This window comes from Streptomyces sp. RK62 (assembly GCF_018070255.1).
In the GTDB taxonomy this organism is placed as follows: domain Bacteria; phylum Actinomycetota; class Actinomycetes; order Streptomycetales; family Streptomycetaceae; genus Streptomyces; species Streptomyces nigra.
In genome coordinates this window covers 149,230-165,261 of sequence record NZ_JAGPYD010000011.1, presented here as the reverse complement: position 1 = coordinate 165,261, position 16,032 = coordinate 149,230, and the positions used below count along the sequence as shown (strand labels likewise).

General features: G+C 73.8%; 13 protein-coding genes. 5 read left to right on the top strand and 8 right to left on the bottom strand.

Features of this window, described 5'->3' with window-relative positions; genetic code table 11:
• The first annotated feature begins 8 nt into the window (after positions 1-8).
• Together KBY32_RS22290 and KBY32_RS22285 are read left to right on the top strand one after the other, a co-directional pair.
• Positions 9-3,728, top strand: a complete 3,720-nt coding sequence (locus KBY32_RS22290) for an ABC transporter ATP-binding protein (protein ID WP_210981341.1) — start codon at positions 9-11, stop codon at positions 3,726-3,728.
• A gap of 147 nt (positions 3,729-3,875) precedes the next feature.
• Entirely contained in the window at positions 3,876-4,265 is a 390-nt protein-coding gene (locus KBY32_RS22285) for a hypothetical protein (RefSeq protein ID WP_055623472.1), read from the top strand.
• 16 nt (positions 4,266-4,281) lie between these two features.
• On the opposite strand, the gene KBY32_RS22280 is transcribed toward KBY32_RS22285, so the two are convergent.
• From KBY32_RS22280 to KBY32_RS22260, 5 genes are all read right to left on the bottom strand, one after another.
• Positions 4,282-4,926: a hypothetical protein gene (locus KBY32_RS22280; protein ID WP_210981340.1), complete on the bottom strand. Its 645-nt coding sequence runs from the start codon at positions 4,924-4,926 to the stop codon at positions 4,282-4,284.
• A 137-nt stretch (positions 4,927-5,063) separates the two neighbouring features.
• The gene (locus KBY32_RS22275; protein WP_210981339.1) at positions 5,064-6,899 is read right to left on the bottom strand and encodes a glycoside hydrolase family 3 protein; all 1,836 of its coding nucleotides are present in this window, start codon (positions 6,897-6,899) and stop codon (positions 5,064-5,066) included.
• Positions 6,900-7,217: 318 nt separating this feature from the next.
• Positions 7,218-8,453: an MFS transporter gene (locus KBY32_RS22270; RefSeq protein ID WP_210981338.1), complete on the bottom strand. Its 1,236-nt coding sequence runs from the start codon at positions 8,451-8,453 to the stop codon at positions 7,218-7,220.
• Between the two features lie 118 nt (positions 8,454-8,571).
• Positions 8,572-9,372, bottom strand: a complete 801-nt coding sequence (locus tag KBY32_RS22265) for a sugar phosphate isomerase/epimerase (RefSeq protein ID WP_210981337.1) — start codon at positions 9,370-9,372, stop codon at positions 8,572-8,574.
• 58 nt (positions 9,373-9,430) lie between these two features.
• Positions 9,431-10,477, bottom strand: coding sequence for a LacI family DNA-binding transcriptional regulator (locus KBY32_RS22260; RefSeq protein WP_210981336.1), 1,047 nt, complete (start codon positions 10,475-10,477; stop codon positions 9,431-9,433).
• 322 nt (positions 10,478-10,799) lie between these two features.
• Between KBY32_RS22260 and KBY32_RS22255 the strand changes: the two genes are divergently transcribed.
• Genes KBY32_RS22255 through KBY32_RS22245 form a run of 3 tightly spaced genes read left to right on the top strand, consistent with a single transcriptional unit; the run spans position 10,800 to position 13,932 of the window.
• Positions 10,800-11,951 carry a Gfo/Idh/MocA family protein gene (locus tag KBY32_RS22255; protein WP_210981335.1) on the top strand — a complete coding sequence of 384 codons (1,152 nt, stop codon included), beginning with the start codon at positions 10,800-10,802 and terminating at the stop codon, positions 11,949-11,951.
• Entirely contained in the window at positions 11,948-13,102 is a 1,155-nt protein-coding gene (locus KBY32_RS22250; protein WP_210981334.1) for a dihydrodipicolinate synthase family protein, read from the top strand. The genes KBY32_RS22255 and KBY32_RS22250 overlap by 4 nt, the downstream gene beginning before the upstream one ends.
• 32 nt (positions 13,103-13,134) lie before the next feature.
• Positions 13,135-13,932, top strand: a complete 798-nt coding sequence (locus KBY32_RS22245) for a sugar phosphate isomerase/epimerase (RefSeq protein ID WP_210981430.1) — start codon at positions 13,135-13,137, stop codon at positions 13,930-13,932.
• Between the two features lie 144 nt (positions 13,933-14,076).
• On the opposite strand, the gene KBY32_RS22240 is transcribed toward KBY32_RS22245, so the two are convergent.
• The 3 genes from KBY32_RS22240 to KBY32_RS22230 all read right to left on the bottom strand — a co-directional run bounded on the left by KBY32_RS22240 (position 14,077) and on the right by KBY32_RS22230 (position 15,979).
• The gene (locus tag KBY32_RS22240) at positions 14,077-14,463 is read right to left on the bottom strand and encodes a DUF937 domain-containing protein (RefSeq protein ID WP_055623478.1); all 387 of its coding nucleotides are present in this window, start codon (positions 14,461-14,463) and stop codon (positions 14,077-14,079) included.
• Between the two features lie 227 nt (positions 14,464-14,690).
• Positions 14,691-15,080, bottom strand: a complete 390-nt coding sequence (gene rbsD, locus KBY32_RS22235; protein WP_115508555.1) for a D-ribose pyranase — start codon at positions 15,078-15,080, stop codon at positions 14,691-14,693.
• Positions 15,077-15,979 carry a ribokinase gene (locus KBY32_RS22230; RefSeq protein ID WP_055623480.1) on the bottom strand — a complete coding sequence of 301 codons (903 nt, stop codon included), beginning with the start codon at positions 15,977-15,979 and terminating at the stop codon, positions 15,077-15,079. The genes rbsD and KBY32_RS22230 overlap by 4 nt, the downstream gene beginning before the upstream one ends.
• Positions 15,980-16,032 lie beyond the last annotated feature (53 nt).

Sequence of the window (16,032 nt, the reverse complement as noted above, 5' to 3'; positions counted from 1 at the left end):
GCATCGGCGTGGCAGCGCAGCCAGGATGGGCACGACGACTGTGGGGCTACGCCTGGCGCCACCCGAAGGACGTGGTCCTCGCCCTCGGCTCCTCCCTCGCCGGCATGGCCGTCATGGCGCTCGTCCCGCTGATCACCAAGGTGATCATCGACGACGTGATCGGTGCCGACACCCGCAGCATGGGCGTCTGGGCCGGAGCGCTGATCGCCGCCGCCGTCGCCGTCTACGTCCTCACCTTCCTGCGCCGCTACTACGGCGGCCGGGTCGCCCTCGACGTCCAGCACGACCTGCGGACCGAGATGTTCGAGACGATCACCCGGCTCGACGGGCGCCGGCAGGACGAGCTGTCCACCGGCCAGGTCGTCGGCCGGGCCACCAGCGACCTCCAGCTGATCCAGGGCCTGCTCTTCATGCTCCCGATGACCATCGGGAACTTCATGCTCTTCCTGATCTCGCTCGGCATCATGGTCTGGCTGTCGCCGCCGCTGACCCTGGTCGCCCTCGCGGTCGCCCCCGCCCTGTGGTGGATCGCCCGGCGCAGCCGCAGCAGACTCCACCCCTCCACCTGGTACGCGCAGGCCCAGGCCGCGGCCGTCGCGGGCGTCGTCGACGGCGCGGTCAGCGGAGTGCGCGTGGTCAAGGGCTTCGGGCAGGAGGAGCAGGAGACCGGCAAGCTCCGCGAGGTCGGCCGCCGTCTCTACGCGGGACGGCTGCGCACCATCCGGTTCAACGCCACGTACACCCCCGCCCTCCAGGCCGTCCCGGCGCTCGGCCAGGTCGCCATGCTCGCCCTCGGCGGCTGGCTCGCCGTGCGCGGGCACATCACGCTCGGCACCTTCGTCGCCTTCTCCACCTACCTCGCCCAGCTGGTCGGCCCGGTCCGGATGCTCGCCATGGTCCTCACCGTCGCCCAGCAGGCCCGCGCGAGCAGCGAACGCGTCCTGGAACTGATCGACACCGAGCCCTCGATCAAGGACGGCACCAAGACCCTCCCGGCCGACGCCCCCGCCACCGTCGAGTTCGACGACGTCTCCTTCGGCTACGACGAGGAGCGCCCCGTCCTCGACGGGCTCAGCCTGGAGATCCGCGCCGGCGAGACCCTCGCCGTCGTCGGCGCCTCCGGCTCCGGCAAGTCCACCGTCTCCCTGCTGCTCCCGCGCTTCTACGACGTCACCCACGGCGCCGTCCTCGTCGGCGGCCACGATGTGCGCGATCTGACCCTGGACTCGCTGCGCGCCGCGATCGGGCTGGTCCCCGAGGACTCGTTCCTCTTCTCCGACACCGTCCGCGCCAACATCGCCTACGGCCGCCCCGACGCCACCGACGAGCAGATCGAGGCCGCCGCCCGCGCCGCCCAGGCCGACCGCTTCGTCGCCGACCTGCCCGAGGGCTACGACACCAAGGTCGGCGAGCACGGTCTCACCCTCTCCGGCGGCCAGCGCCAGCGGATCGCGCTGGCCCGCGCGATCCTCGCCGACCCCCGCCTCCTCGTCCTCGACGACGCCACCTCGGCGGTGGACGCCCGCGTCGAGCACGAGATCCACGAGGCGCTCAAGCACGTCATGGAGGGCCGCACCACCCTCCTCATCGCCCACCGCCGCTCCACCCTCGGCCTCGCCGACCGCATCGCGGTCCTGGACGCCGGCCGGCTCGCCGCCATCGGCACCCACGAGGAGCTCCAGGCGAGCTCCGCCCTCTACCGCCGGCTGCTCACCGACCCCGACGAGCTGGGCGGCGTCTCGCCCGGCCACACCCAGCCGTCCTGTCCCCAGGAGGACACCTCCGTCCGGGACGAGCTGGACGCCGAGTTCGACGCCGAACGCGGAGTGACACCCCGGCTGTGGACCGGCGACCGCGAGCCCAAGGACCTCGCGCTCGCCCAGTCGCCCGCCACCCCGGAACTGCTCAAGCAGGTCGAGGCCCTGCCCCCGGCGCTCGACGTCCCCGACGTCGACGAGGCGAGCGCGGTCCGCCCGGAGCGGTCGTACGGGCTGCGGCGGCTGCTGCGCGGCTTCGGGCGGCCGCTGCTGATCAGCCTCGCCCTGGTCGCCGTGGACGCCGGCATGGGCCTGCTGCTGCCCATCCTGATCCGGCACGGCATCGACTCGGGTGTCGGCCAGGCAGCGCTCGGCGCCGTGTGGGCGGCGGCCCTGCTGGGGCTGCTCGCGGTCACCGTCCAGTGGGCCGCGCAGGTCGGCGAGACCCGGATGACCGGGCGCACCGGCGAGCGGGTGCTGTACGCGCTGCGGCTGAAGATCTTCGCCCAGCTCCAGCGGCTCGGCCTGGACTACTACGAGCGCGAGCTGACCGGCCGGATCATGACCCGGATGACGACGGACGTGGACGCGCTGTCCACGTTCCTGCAGACCGGCCTGGTCACCGCGTTCGTCTCGGTCGTCACCTTCTTCGGCATCATGGGCGCCCTGCTGGTGCTCGACGTCGAGCTGGCGCTGGTGGTCTTCGCGACGCTGCCGCCGCTGATCGTCGCGACGTACTTCTTCCGCCGGGCGAGCGTGAAGGCCTACGAGCTGGCCCGGGAGCGGGTGTCGGTGGTCAACGCCGACCTCCAGGAGTCGGTCGCGGGCCTGCGGATCGTGCAGGCGTTCCGGCGCGAGCGCGACGGCGGCGCCCGGTTCGCGGAGCGCAGCGACAGCTACCGCCAGGCCCGGATCCGCGGCCAGTGGCTCATCTCGATCTACTTCCCGTTCGTGCAGTTCCTGGCGTCGGCGGCGGCCGCGGCCGTGCTGATCGTGGGCGGGGTGCGGATCGACGCGGCCACGCTGACGACCGGCGCGTTGGTGGCGTACCTGCTCTACATCGATCTGTTCTTCGCGCCGGTCCAGCAGCTCTCCCAGGTCTTCGACGGCTACCAGCAGGCCACGGTCTCGCTCGGCCGCATCCAGGAGCTGCTGCGCGAGCCGACGTCCACGCGGGCCGCCGAGGAGCCGCGCGAGGTGCGCGAGCTGCGCGGCGAGATCGCCTTCGAGGACGTGTACTTCGCCTACGGCGACGACGAGGAGGCGCTGACCGGCATCGACCTGCGCATCCCGGCCGGGCAGACGGTCGCGTTCGTCGGCGAGACCGGCGCCGGCAAGTCGACGCTGGTGAAGCTGGTCGCCCGGTTCTACGACCCGAGCGGGGGCCGGGTCACCGTCGACGGCACCGATCTGCGGGAGCTGGACCTCACCTCCTACCGGCACCGGCTCGGGGTCGTGCCGCAGGAGGCGTACCTCTTCCCCGGCACGGTCCGGGACGCCATCGCCTACGGGCGGCCCGACGCCACCGACGCCGAGGTCGAGGCGGCGGCGCGGGCGGTGGGCGCGCACGAGATGATCGCGACCCTCGACGGCGGCTACCTCCACGAGGTCGCCGAGCGCGGCCGCAACCTCTCCGCCGGGCAGCGCCAGCTCATCGCGCTGGCCCGCGCGGAGCTGGTCGACCCCGACATCCTGCTCCTGGACGAGGCGACCGCCGCCCTGGACCTGGCCACCGAGGCACAGGTCAACCAGGCCACGGACCGGATCGCGGGCCGTCGTACGACCCTCGTGGTGGCGCACCGGCTGACGACGGCCGCGCGGGCCGACCGGGTGGTGCTCATGGACCACGGCCGGGTCGCCGAGGACGGCACGCACGACGAACTGCTCGCGCGCGGCGGACGGTACGCCGAGCTGTGGCGGACCTTCCTCGGGGAGGCCGAGCCGGAGGAGAAGGTCGGCGTGGCCCGCTGAGGCGCGGTCCGCTGAAGGGAGGCCCGCTGAGAGGCGGTCCGCCCAGGGGCGGTCCCGCGCCGGCGTGACGGCCGTGCAACCATCCGGCATACGCCAGGCGTCCGTACACCAGTACGCTCATCGCCGGTGTACGGGGAGGACTTCACAGTGGACAAGGGTGGGATACGCCGACGACTGGCCGTCTGCCTGGCGCTGGTGACCGCGTCCGGGCTGCTCGCGATCGCCGTGCCGGCGCAGGCGCACGCCGCGCCGACCCGCTGCGAGGGACGCAAGGTCAGGACGTACTCGTTCTCCACCGGGACGCTGCACGTGTACAAGAAGGGCGGCTACGTCTGTGCCGTCACCTACGCCAAGAACCCCGGGCGCAAGCAGCGGATGATGGTCAGCGTGCGGGCGTACCGGGCCACGGCGGTCACCGACGAGGGCCGCTACAGCCGTCGCGCCGGACCGGTCACCGTCCACGCCGGGCACCGCTGTGTGTGGGTGAAGGGCCAGGTGGGCGGCGGCTCGGTGAGCAAGGGCTGGATCCTGTGCTGACCGGCGCGGGCCGCCGTCACAGCCGCCGGGCGCAGCCGACCGGCTTCTCGCCGCCGACGTCGACGTAGAGGGCCGTCGACGAGGGGCACTGGGACCGCCGGTCCACGATCCGCGTCACCCGGTAGCCCGGCTCGTGCCCGCCCTCGCCGTCGCACGCCGTCTCCCGGACCTGGCCGTCGCCCGAGCCGTACACGCAGTCGCCGACGATCGTGCGCGGGCCGCCCCCGCCGCCCGGGTCGCCGGGGTGGGGCGGCGTGAGGTTGCGCATACAGGCGTAGCCCTGCGGGACCGCGCCGTCGCCGTCCTCGTCGGAGGCCCGGTTCTGGGCGCTGATGTGCAGCACGAAGTCCGTGGTCCCGGGGCAGGGCGGGCCGTCGCGGACCGTGCCGTCGTGCCGGGCCGCGACCCGCGCGGCCGCCCGCTCGCTCGCGCAGGGCACCTCGGTGAAGCTGGTCCTGCCGAACGAGCTGCACTCGTCGACGTCGAGGAACACCGCCCCGTGCCCGCCGGGCAGCGACGCACCGGCCGGTTCCCCGCCCGCGCCCGCGCTCGTGGGCGGGCTCTCCTTCGGTGTCTCCGACAGGCCCTGGCATCCCGTCAGCAGTGCGGCGAGCAGCATCGGCACCGCGCACACGGCCGCCCCACCCCGTACTCCACGCATCGCACCCCCCGTACACCCCCGTCCAGCGTGACCCGCGACCGCGGGTACACGCCAGACATACGGGGTCCTTTGCGCCGGTCGGTGGTGAGTGCGCCCGTTGTGTGGCGTACGGGCGCTACGTCCGATGCGTCAGGAGGTCAGCCGCGGCGGTACGACAGGCCATGGCCGACCGGGAACAGCACCTGCGCGGGGTCGTCCGCCCGCTGCACCGGCACCGGCAGGCTGCCGCGCGGCGCCACCCGCCCGGCGATCACCCGGGCCGCGGCCCGCAGTTCGACGTCCGTCCAGGAGTAGGCGGCCACGAAGGCCCGCACGCCCGGCAGATGGGCCACGTCGTAGGGGTTGCGGACGGCCACCGCCACCACCGGCTTCCCTGTCGCGAGCAACTGCTCGACCAGCGTCTTCTGCGCGCTGCCCGCCGTGACGTTGTACGTCCCGACCACCACCGCGTCCGCCTCGCGCGCCGCCTCCACGGCCCGGGCGATCGTCGCCGCGGACGGCGCCGTCCCGGTCGACAGGGCGGTCGCCGTGAAGCCCAGCTCGGTCAGGGCCGCGGCGAGCACCCCGGTCGGCGGGCCCGTCGTGCCGGACGGGGAGGCCGGATCGGCCCCGACCACCAGCACCTTGCGGTGCGACCGGCGCGAGAGCGGCAGCAGCGACCCCTCGTTGACCAGCAGGGTCGTGGTGCGCTCGGCGATACGGTCGGCGGCCCGCAGATGCGCGGGCGTGCCGACGGAGTCGTCCACACCGGACTGGCTGACGTACGGGTCGTCGAACAGGCCGAGCTTCGCCTTCAGCCGCAGAATGCGCAGGATCGATTCGTCGAGCCGCGCCTCGGTCAGCTCGCCGTCCTGTACGGCCTTCAGTACGGCGTTCCAGGCCACGTCCAGGTTCGGCGGGTTCAGCAGCTGGTCCACGCCCGCCTTGAGCGCGAGGACCGGGACCCGGTCGTCGCCGTACTTGGTGCGGACGCCCTCCATGCCGAGCGAGTCGGTCACCACCACCCCGTCGTAGCCCAGCTCCTCGCGCAGGATGCCGGTGAGGATCGGGTGGGAGAGGGTGGCCGGGTCCCCGGAGTCGTCCAGGGCCGGGACCATCAGGTGCGCGGTCATGATCGAGTCGATGCCGGCCCGGATCGCGGCCCGGAACGGCGGCGCGTCCAGCTTCTCCCACTGCTCCCGGGTGTGCGTGATGACCGGGAAGCCGGTGTGGCTGTCGACGGCGGTGTCGCCGTGGCCGGGGAAGTGCTTGGCGGTCGCCGCGACCTGCCGCGCGTGCTGGTACCCGGCCACCTCGGCGGCGACCAGGCCGGCCACCGCGTCCGGCTCTGAGCCGAAGGAGCGCACGCCGATCACCGGGTTGGCCGGGTTGACGTTGACGTCGGCGACCGGGGAGTAGTTCTGCCGGATGCCGAGCGCGCGCAGCTCCTGCCCGGCGAGCCGGCCGAGGGCGCGGGCGTCGGAGCGGGAGCCCCCGGCGCCCACGGCCATGGCACCCGGGAAGAGCGTGGCGGGCTCGCCGACCCGGCACACGATGCCGTGCTCCTGGTCGGTGGAGATGAGCACGGGCAGGCCGCGCGGCTGGGCGAGCGACGCCTTCTGGATGCCGTTCGACAGACCGGCGATCTGGTGCGGGTCACGGGTGTTGTGGGCCCAGGTGAAGTAGATGATGCCGCCCACCCGGTACTTCGCGAGCAGGTCGGCGGCCGTACGGACACCGATCTCCTTGAGGTTGGCGTCGATGTCCGCCTGGTCCGGGGCGGTCGCGGAGTGGCCGTAGACCCGCATGACGAAGAGCTGGCCGACCTTCTCGGGCAGCGTCATCCGGTCGATGAGGGCGCGCAGCCTCCTGTCGTCGTGCGGGGCGGCGTGCGCGGTGCCGCCGAGGGCCAGGGCGCCGGTGAGACCGGCGGTGGCCGCGAGGACCGAGCGTCTTGAAGGCGATGCGGTGCTTCCCGTGCTGGTGTCGGGCACGTGCGCTCCTTCCGGAGGTGGCGCTGTGAAGGAAACTTCCGAGGAGTCACCAATATCCGGGAAGTTTCTGCCAGTCAAGGGAATGGACCGTAAGAGGGGCCGCCATCGGCGCAGTTGGAGGGGGGCGCGCCGATGACGGCGTGCTGCCGGCCGTGGCACGGCTGGAGAGGGTGGTCGGCGATCGCAGCCAGCAGCGAGGGCCGACACCGAGCCACGGTGACTCTCCGGCAGCTTGCGCATTGGACGACCGGGGGAGGGGCTGGGTTCCCGGCAGCGGGCGCCGGACGCGAAGTCGGGACGGGGGTGACGGGTGAGGTCCTACTGGTCCTCTGCGGGGGTGCCGTCCCGCAGTTCCGGTGTGGTCGTGCCGACGTACGTCACCGCGAGGACGCACAGCAGGCCGCCGAGGACGAGGGCGGTCGCGCCGGACGTCCAGCCGGCGACCAGTCCGCCGCGCAGATTGCCGAGGTGCGGGCCGCCCTGACCGACGATCTGCTCGGCGGCGGTGACCCGGCCCAGCAGGGCGTCCGGGGTCCGCGTCTGGACGATCGTGACACGGGAGACCACCGACAGGGCATCGGCTCCGCCGGCCACCGCCAGCAGCGCGAGCCCCGTCCACGGGTCGCTCACCAGGCCGAACAGTGCCAGCGCCACACCCCAGGTGCCGGCCCCGCACAGCATCACCAGGCCCGGCCGGCCCAGCCGGGTGACCGGACCCGACAGTGCCGTCGCCGTGACCCCGCCGACCGCCACGGCCGACATGAACAGGCCGAGGGTGCGCGGATCGCCGCCGAACCGCTCCGCGTTGACGAGCGGGAAGAGGCTGACCGGCATCGCCAGCACCGTGGCGGCCAGATCCGTGATGAGGGCGCCGCGCACCACCCGGTGCCCGGTCAGGAAGCGCACCCCGTCCAGGACGCCCCGCACACCGGCCCGCGACGGCTCGCCCTCCGGCGGCAGCGCGGGCAGCCCGAAGGCGCCGTAGAAGGCGCACGCGAAGGTCAGCGCGTCGAGCAGATAGCAGGCGCCGACGCCGAACCAGCCGAGGAACAGCCCGCCGAGGGCCGGGCCGAGCAGCATCATCGCCTGGCCGGACACCTGGTTGAGGGCGAGCCCCGCGGCCACCTGCTCCTTCGGCAGCAGCCGCGGTACGAACACCCCGGCCGCCGGGCCGCCGATCGCCCCGAAGCAGGAGCTCGCCGCTACGAGGACGAGGACCCCGGCCACCGGCACCCCGCCGGTGAAGCCCTGCGCCGCCAGCAGCAGCGCGCAGACCGCCTGGCCGACGGTGGCGATCAGATAGATCCGGCGCCGGTCGCCCCGGTCCACCCACGATCCGGCGAGCAGGCCCACGACGACCATGGGGATGACCTGCGCGAGCCCGACCGCGCCGCTCCAGACCGCGCTGTGGGTCATGTCCCAGACCTGGTACAGCACCGTCACCATGGTCATGAAGCCGCCGAGCACGGACACCGTCCGCCCGATCCACAGCCGCCGGAAGACGGGCGAGCCGCGCAGCGGCCCCACGTCGATCAGGGCACGCGTGAGGCTCATGACGGCGGGACGGGGTGGGGGGCGGGTTCAGGCACGAGGGGGTACGTTATAGCGCCCCTCGAAGCCGGGCTACCGAATAACGGCTCGGTGCCGTATCAGGGCCCGGCGCCCGTCCCGCCTACGCGGACTCGTTCAGCAGCCGCGACAGATGCTCCCGGCCCCCGTCGAGCAGGCCCTCCAGCGGGGCGGCGTCCTCGTACCAGCGCTTCTCGTACTCCCAGCACAGCCATCCGTCCCAGCCGTGCCGGGACAGGACCTCGACGCACTCGGCGAGCGGCAGCACCCCGGCGCCGAGCGGCAGCGGCGTGGTGTCGTCGGCGCCGGCGATGTCCTTGACCTGGACATAGCCCAGATGGGGCGCGAGCGCCGCGTAGCTCTCCGCGGGCTGCTCGCCGGCCAGCCAGGTGTGCATGACGTCCCACAGCGCCCCGACGTTGCGGTGCCCCACCAGGCCCAGCACGCGCATCGCGTCGGCGGCCGCCCGGTGCGAGTCGTGGGTCTCCAGCAGGACGCGCACCCCCAGGTCCGCGGCGTACTCCGCCGCCGTGCCGAGCCGCCGAGCCGCGATCGCGTCGGTGGCCTCGGACGTCTGCTCGGGGTCGGCGCCGGGGAAGATCCGCACGTAGGGCGCGCCGATGTCGTGGGCGAGGTCGACGAGCGTGCGCACCTCCTCGATGACCGGCCCGTCGTCGCCGGGCGCGGCGATCCTGGTGTACCCGGCGACACCCAGCGGCTCCACGCCGGCCGCCTTGAACTCGGCGGCCACGTCGGCCCGTTCGCCGGGGCCGAGGCCCGGATGCACCGGCTCCTCGGGGTGGGCGCGCAGCTCCACGCCGTGGTAGCCGTGCGCGCTCGCGAGCCGCAGCACGTCGGGGAGGGGGAGACCGGGGACGCCGAGGGTGGAGAACGCCAGCTTCATGTACCTCACCTTGCCAGGGAAACGAGGTCCACACATCCGGCCGGACACCGGGTGGGCCTCAGCCCCGGGGCACCCCCGAGGACCCCCGGACCATCAGCTCGCCCCGGATGGTCGCCATCCCGCCGGGCGGCGGCTCCTCGCGGCCCATGGCGATGCGGCCCGCGCGGGCGCCCGCCTCGGAGAGCGGGAGACGGACCGTCGTGAGGGAGGGCGCCGCGTCGATGCCGAACGGCAGGTCGTCGAAGCCGGCCACCGAGACGTCGTCCGGGATGCGCAGACCGGAGTCGCGCAGCGCCGCGCAGGCGCCCAGCGCGACGGAGTCGTTCGCGGCGACCACGGCCGTCAGGGACGAATCGCGCCGCAGCAGTTCCAGCGTGGCCTCGTAGCCGGACTGCCGGTCGTAGCGGCCGTGCACGGTCAGCCGGTCGTCCACCGGTATCCCGTGCGCCTCGAGCGCGGCCCGGTGGCCCTCCAGCCGGTGCCGGGTGGTCGTGCGCTCCTGCGGTCCGGCGATGTACCCGAGCCGCCGGTGCCCCAGCCCGACCAGATGTTCCGTCAGCTCGCGGGCGCCCCCGCGGTTGTCGAAGGCCAGCGCGATCGCCCCGGTGTCCGGCGCGGGCGGCCGTCCGCACAGCACCACCCGGGTCCCGGCGTCCGACAGCTTGCGCAGCTTCGCCGCGACGGCCTCGGCGTGCGGCGCGCTCTCCACGGCACCGCCGGTCAGCACCACCGCGGCCGCCCGCTGCCGCTGCAGCAGGGTGAGATAGGTCAGTTCGCGCTCCGGCGAGCCGCCCGTGTTGCAGACGACCGCGAGCCGCTCGCCGCCGGCCCGGCCGCCGGGGCCGCCGATCTCCGACTGGATGGCGCTCGCCATGATCCCGAAGAACGGGTCGGCAATGTCGTTGACGAGGATGCCGACGAGGTCGGAGGTGGCGGCGGCCAGCGAGCTGGCGGGGCCGTTCAGCACGTAGTCCAGCTCGTCCACCGCGCGCAGCACCCGTTCCCGGGTCGAGGCGGCGACGGGATAGTTGCCGTTCAGTACGCGCGACACCGTCGCGGGCGAGACCTGGGCGCGGGCCGCCACGTCCGCCAGGGTCACCGTCATCTCGTCGTCCTCCGGTCGCGCATGTGTCGTGGAACCCCCCTGGGGCCGCCCGTGCTCGGGCCGCCCCCTCGTAGACAGGCCGATCGCGGCCGCGGTTCCGTGTGTGTCGAGCAGACCTTAAGGCCAACCACCCCGGTTGTTCGTCCCCTCGAACAACTCAACCCCGTCACGGTCTTGTCTCCGGTGCTGCTCGGGGGCTAGCTTCAGGCCTCACGTAGAAAGCGCTTGCTGTGACGCTCCGCGAGAGACGGCGTACGCAGCGCGCGCACCCGCGCGGGGAACGCGTACGAACGCCGTGTTCGGCACCTACGAAGGGAACGACGTGACACGCAAGACGGTGCGTATCGCCATGAACGGTGTGACCGGGCGGATGGGCCACCGCCAGCACCTGGTCCGCTCGATCCTGGCCCTCCGCGAACAGGGCGGCCTCGACCTGGGCGACGACACCGTGCTGTGGCCGGAACCGGTCCTGGTCGGCCGCCGTGAGCACGCTGTGAAAGCGCTCGCCGAACAGCACGGACTGGAGCACTGGTCCACCGACCTCGACGCGGTCCTCGCCGACCCGACCGTCGAGATCTACTTCGACGCCCAGGTGACCTCCGCCCGCGAGGACGCCCTGCGCAAGGCCATCGCCGCGGGCAAGCACCTCTACACCGAGAAGCCGACCGCCACCGGGCTCGCGGGCGCCCTGGAACTCGCCCGGCTCGCGACCGCCGCCGGCGTCCGGCACGGCGTCGTCCAGGACAAGCTCTTCCTGCCGGGCCTGCGCAAACTCAAGCGCCTCGTCGACGGCGGCTTCTTCGGCCGGATCCTGTCCGTGCGCGGCGAGTTCGGCTACTGGGTCTTCGAGGGCGACTGGCAGGAGGCGCAGCGCCCGTCCTGGAACTACCGCGCCGAGGACGGCGGCGGCATCGTCGTCGACATGTTCCCGCACTGGGAGTACGTGCTCCACGAGCTCTTCGGCCGGGTCACCAGCGTGCAGGCCCTCGCCACCACCCACGTCCCGCAGCGCTGGGACGAGAACGGCAAGCCGTACGACGCCACCGCCGACGACGCCGCCTACGGCGTCTTCGAGCTGGAGGGCGGCGCGATCGCCCAGATCAACTCCTCCTGGGCGGTCCGTGTGAACCGCGACGAGCTGGTCGAGTTCCAGGTCGACGGCACCGAGGGCTCCGCCGTCGCCGGGCTGCGCCGCTGCCGCGTCCAGCACCGCTCCGCCACCCCCAAGCCGGTCTGGAACCCGGACATCCCCGCCACCGAGGTGTTCCGCGACCAGTGGCAGGAGGTCCCGGACAACGCCGAGTTCGACAACGGCTTCAAGGCCCAGTGGGAGCTGTTCCTCCGGCACGTGTACGCCGACGCCCCCTACCACTGGGACCTGCTGGCCGGCGCCCGTGGCGTCCAGCTCGCCGAACTGGGCCTCAAGTCCTCCGCCGAGGGCCGCCGTCTCGACGTACCGGAGATCGCCCTGTGACGCTCCACCTCCCCGACGCGCACGGCACCCTGCGCGCCTACGAACCCCGCACCGAGCCCCTCGCCCTCACCCCGGGCGCCCCCTTCACCTCCCGTACGGTCTTCTCGGCCGCGCACGTCGTCGCCGACCCGTACGCCGACACCACCCCCGACTCACCGGCCGCCGTCGACTGGGACGCCACCCTCGCCTTCCGCCGCCACCTGTGGTCCCACGGGCTCGGCGTCGCCGAGGCCATGGACACCGCCCAGCGCGGGATGGGCCTGGACTGGGCGGGCGCGGCCGAGCTGATCCGCCGCAGCGCCGCCGAGGCGAAGGCGGCCGGCGGCCGGATCGCCTGCGGCGTCGGCACCGACCAGCTCACCGGCCCGGCGAACCTCACCGAGGTCCGCGCGGCCTACGAGGAACAGCTCGCGGTCGTCGAGGAGTCGGGTGCGCAGGCCATCCTCATGGCGTCCCGCGCCCTCGCCGCCGCCGCTCGCGGCCCCGAGGACTACCTGGAGGTCTACGGCCACCTCCTCCGCCAGGCCGCCGAGCCGGTGATCCTCCACTGGCTCGGCCCCATGTTCGACCCGGCGCTGGAGGGCTACTGGGGCTCGTCCGACCTGGACGCGGCGACGGACACCTTCCTCGACGTCATCGCCGCCCACCCCGACAAGGTCGACGGCATCAAGGTCTCCCTGCTGGACGCCCAGCGCGAGATCGACCTGCGCCGCCGCCTCCCGAAGGGCGTGCGCTGCTACACCGGCGACGACTTCCACTACCCCGAGCTGATCGCGGGCGACGAGCAGGGCTTCAGCCACGCCCTGCTCGGCATCTTCGACCCGCTCGGCCCGCTGGCCGCGCAGGCGGTCCGGGTCCTGGACACCGGGGACCGCGAGGGCTTCCGCGCCCTGCTCGACCCGACGGTCGAACTCTCCCGCCACCTCTTCCAGGCGCCCACCCGCTTCTACAAGACCGGCGTGGTGTTCCTGGCCTGGCTCGCGGGTCACCAGAGCCACTTCACGATGGTCGGCGGGCTCCAGTCGGCGCGCTCCCTGCCGCACTTCGCCCGCGCCTACGAACTCGCCGACACCCTGGGTCTCTTCCCGGACCCGAAACGCGCGGAGGAACGGATGAGGAACCTGCTGAGCCTGTACGGGGTGGACCGGTGACCGGGGACCTCGCGCGCTTCTCCCTCAACCAGATGACCGTCAGACAGCTCCCGCTCCCCGACCTGGTCGCCGCCTGTGCCGACCTGGGCGTCCCGGCCGTCGGCCTGTGGCGCGAGCCCGTCCAGGCGTACGGCGTGGAGGCCGCCGCCAAGCTCGTGCGGGACGCCGGACTGGCGGTCACCACGCTGTGCCGGGGCGGCTTCCTCACCGCGACCGACCCGGCCGAGCGGGCCCGCGCCCTGGACGACAACCGGCGGGCCGTCGACGAGGCGGCCACGCTCGGCACCGAGGTCCTGGTGCTGGTCTCCGGCGGACTGCCCGCGGGCTCCCGTGATCTGCGGGGCGCGCGGGAGCGGATCGCCGACGCGCTGGCCGAGCTCGGGCCGTACGCCGAGGCGCACGGCGTACGGCTGGCCGTCGAACCGCTGCACCCGATGTTCGCCGCCGACCGCTGTGTGGTGTCCACGCTGGCCCAGGCGCTGGACCTGGCGGAACGCTTCCCGGCCCGGCAGGTCGGCGTCGCCGTCGACACGTACCACGTGTGGTGGGACGACGACGCGCCCGCGCAGATCGCCCGGGCGGGCGCGGGCGGCCGGATCCACACCTTCCAGCTCGCCGACTGGGTCACCCCGCTGCCCGCGGGCGTCCTCAACGGCCGGGGCCAGCTCGGCGACGGCGCGATCGACCTGCGGGAGTGGCGGGCCCGTGTGGAGGCGGCCGGCTACACCGGGCCCATCGAGGTGGAGCTGTTCAACGACGCCCTGTGGGCCCGCGACGGCCGGGAGGTGCTGGCGGAGACCGTGGAGCGCTTCACCCGGCACGCCCTCTGAGACACAAGCCCGCCCGCTGAGACACAGGCACGCCCTCCGAGACACCTCAACGCCCTTTGAGGCACATCCCCGTCCTTCGAGGCACACGTACGCCCAGGGCGTCGGCACCGGCCGTCCGGTGCCGGCGTCGCGCGCGACCGCGGCCTACCGCCTCGCCGCCCGCCGGTTCAGCGCCGTCAGGACCGCCGGGACCACCGCGCCCACCGTCCGGGACACGGCCGGCCGGGGCAGCCCCGTCCTGGCGGCCACCGCGGTGGTCAGCGGGCCCGCCTCCGCGGCGAGCAGGCCGGCCATCAGACCGCCGGTCGCGGGACCGCCCACGGTGGCCACCCCGGTCAGCGGGGCGTCGTGCGGGGTGGCGACCGTCTCCGCCTCGCCGGACAGCGCCGCGACCGTCGTGCAGATCACCTGCCGCGCCCCGGTCTCGTCCGTGCCCAGCAGCCTCGCGATGTCCCCGACCGCCTCGTCGCCGAGCTCGTCGAGCACGTCGTCCTGGAGGGACACGAGGGGGTTCTCGTCCAGCTCCTGCATATCTGAAACGCTACGTCCGCCCAGGTGGAACGGCATGCCGAGGGCGGGCCCGGAAGACGGCGAAAAAAATATCGGCGAGCCGTGCAACCCTCCCCGCACCTCGCGGGTCGTACTTCGCGTCAGGACCTTTGGAGGGGGATCTGGGGGGATCGCGGGGGTTCTGACGGGAGGGGACGCGAGGGGCCCGGTCGACGGACCGGGCCCCTCGAAACGTCCCCGCCGCAGCTCTAGAAGAAGACGCCGCAGCGCAGCAGCACGTTCGCGTACGGCGCGGCCTCGCCGGTGCGCACCACCAGCCGCGCGCCCGCCGACAGCTCCTTGAGCCGCTCGTGCGGGACCAGCTCCAGCGCGGGACACGTCCGGTCCAGCAGGGCCGCCGCCTCGGGGTTCGCGTCCCGGACCTCCTTCGCCGCCGTCGCGCCCTCCACCACGAGCTCGTCGAGCAGCCCGTCCAGCACCTCGGCGAACGACGGCACCCCGGCCCGGAACGCCAGGTCCACGACCCGTGGCCCGTCCGGGATCGGCATCCCCACGTCACAGACGAGGACCCCGTCGCCGTGGCCCAGCTCGGCCAGCGCGCCCGCGAGATGACGGTTCAGTATTCCGGCCCGTTTCACAGCGCCTCGACCTCCGCCGCGGTCGGGAACGACTCCTGCGCGCCCTCCCGCGTCACCGCCGCCGCGCCGACCCGGGCCGCGTACGCCGCCGCCTCGGCCAGGGTGGCGCCCGCGCCCAGCCGCCAGGCCAGCGCCGCCGTGAACGCGTCGCCCGCGCCGGTCGTGTCCACCGCGTCCACCGCCACCGACGGCACCCGCGCGACCCCCTCGGCGGAGGCCACCAGCGCGCCCTCGGCGCCGAGCGTCACCACGACCGAGCGGGGCCCCTTGGCGAGCAGGATCCGCGCCCAGTCCTCGGGGGAGTCGCCGACCGCCGCGTCCCCGAGGATCACCCGCGCCTCGTGCTCGTTGACGATGAGCGGGTCGCAGGCCGCCAGGATGTCCGCCGGAAGCGGCTGCGGCGGGGACGGGTTGAGCACGAACCGGCTGCCGTCGGCGAGGTCGCGCACCACCTCCGCCACCGTCTCCAGCGGGATCTCCAGCTGTGTCGAGACCACCCGCGACGCCTGGAACAGGCTGGCGGCGGCCCGGACGTCGGCCGGGGTGAGCCGCCCGTTGGCGCCGGGCGAGACCACGATGCTGTTGTCGCCGGACGGGTCCACGGTGATCAGCGCGACGCCGGTCGGCGCCCCGCCCACCAGCACGCCCACCGTGTCCACGCCGGCCGCGCGCTGCGAGTCCAGCAGCAGCCGGCCGTACGCGTCGTCGCCGACCCGCGCGAGCAGGGCCGTACGGGCGCCGAGGCGGGCCGCCGCGACGGCCTGGTTGGCGCCCTTGCCGCCCGGGTGGACGGCCAGATCGGTGCCGAGCACGGTCTCGCCGGCGCCCGGCCGGCGCTCCACACCGATCACCAGGTCGGCGTTGGCCGACCCCACGACCAGCAGGTCGTAGTCGTACATGAGGTTGCTCCCCTGAATCCGGTCCCCGTGATGACGCCGGGACGGGCGGCCGC